Annotated in this window: 2 protein-coding genes; both read right to left on the bottom strand. The window is 69.8% G+C overall.

Annotation, left to right across the window (positions count from 1 at the left end; all coding sequences use genetic code 11):
• On the bottom strand, positions 1-811 hold an 811-nt coding region (locus WEB06_02995), incomplete at its 3' end, for a TIGR03617 family F420-dependent LLM class oxidoreductase (protein ID MEX2554581.1).
• Positions 812-946: 135 nt separating this feature from the next.
• The coding region (locus tag WEB06_02990; GenBank protein MEX2554580.1) for a cytochrome c oxidase assembly protein at positions 947-1,585 on the bottom strand (639 nt) is incomplete at its 5' end.

The following is a 1,585-nucleotide window of genomic DNA, read 5'->3' as shown; positions in this document are numbered from 1 at the left end:
AGAGGCGGTGGAGGTGGGCGGCCTCGTCGGCCCAGCCGTGGAGCTTCATCACGTTCCCGTACGAGCGCGTAGAGGCGTAGAAGGAGATCCGCCGGCGGCTTTGCTCGGTCGCGCGCGCGACTTCTTCCTCGGTCCTGCCGGTCACGATGAACCCGCCTCCGCGTACCTGGACGCTGGCGGGATCTTTGCCGGCACGCCGGGCACCCTCCTGCACCGCCGGGATGAGGACCTCGCGGATGTACTTGAAGGTGCTGAAGCTGTGGATCGCGATGCCGTCGCAGACCTCGCCGGCGAGGCGGGCGTTGAACGGGTTCACCGCGGAGATGATCACCGGGATGTCGGGGTGCTCGATCGGGCCGGGATTAAAGAACGGGCTCGTGAGCTTGTACTGGTAGTACTCGCCCTCGTAGTCCGGCTTCGTGCCGTTCTGCCATGAGTCCCAGATCGCGCGCATGCAGTTGACGTAGTCGCGCAGCCGAGGGCCGGGCGGGGCCCAGGGCACGGAGAAGCGGCGCTCGTTGTGCCCCTTTACCTGCGTCCCGAGGCCGAGGACGAACCGGCCGCCCGAGTAGTTCGCCAGGTCCCACGCGATGTTCGCCGTGATGTGCGGCACGCGAGGGAAGGCGATGGCCACCGAGGTCCCGAACTTCATCCGCTCTGTGTGCTCGGCGACCAGCGTCATCGGCAGGAAGGGGTTGTGCTGCGTCTCGCCCACGGACACGATGTCGTACCCGAGGGCTTCGAGGTGGCGCGCCTGATCCGGGACGCTCTTCAGGTCCGATCCGATTCCGGTCCCCACGGTCATGGGCATGGCAGTCTCCCTCGGAAGGCGGCAGCGGCGATGGTCTCGCGCCGCCGCGCGGGCTGGCTGCGAGCCGCCGGATAGTAGCACCGGGCCCCCGAGGCGATGAGGGATGAGGCATGAGGCGGCCGGACGCGGCCAGCCTCAGGTGACGCGCGCGCCGTAGGGGACGACCTGCACGCGGAGGTGCTCCCGGATGACCTCGGCGCGCTCGTCCGGGTACCCCCGCAGGTGCGCTACATAGCCTGCCTCGATGCGACGGACGAGGACAGCCTGGTCATCCGCGCCGGCGGGCACGTGCAGCAGCAGGATCACGCGGCCCCGCTCGCGCATGAAGGCCAGGTCCGATCCGAGGCGCGGGGGCGACGCGTCGTCGATGATCCGCACGAGCGCCTCCACCACGTTCCAGAGTTCCGGGATGTCCGGCCGTACGAGGGCGGCGACGGCGTCGGGGTCTGCGGGGACACCCAGCCGCTGGCGCAGGCCGAGCCGGCGATCCTCGCGAAGCCAGTGCCGGAGGAGGAGATAGATGGCGACCGCGACCACGGCGCTGCCGGGCAGCCAGAGGATGAACCCGGCGAAGCCCTGGTCCGCGAGAGCGCCCATCCCCCACGGCGATGGCGTCTCCGCGAACCGTCCGTAGATCGGGTCGGTAGAGAAGACCCACACGGCCGCGGGGAACTTCGGGAAGACGAACGGCAGCACCAGGTAGCCGAGCCCGGCGAAGTACGGCAGCCGCTCCCGCTCCGGACCGGGACCGACCAGCGGCCACCAGTAGAGGAC

The sequence above is a fragment of the Actinomycetota bacterium genome (assembly GCA_040905475.1).
Classification (GTDB): Bacteria; Actinomycetota; AC-67; order AC-67; family AC-67; genus DATFGK01.
The sequence above is the reverse complement of the archived record's forward strand: the minus strand, read 5'-3'. Positions and strand labels throughout refer to the sequence as shown.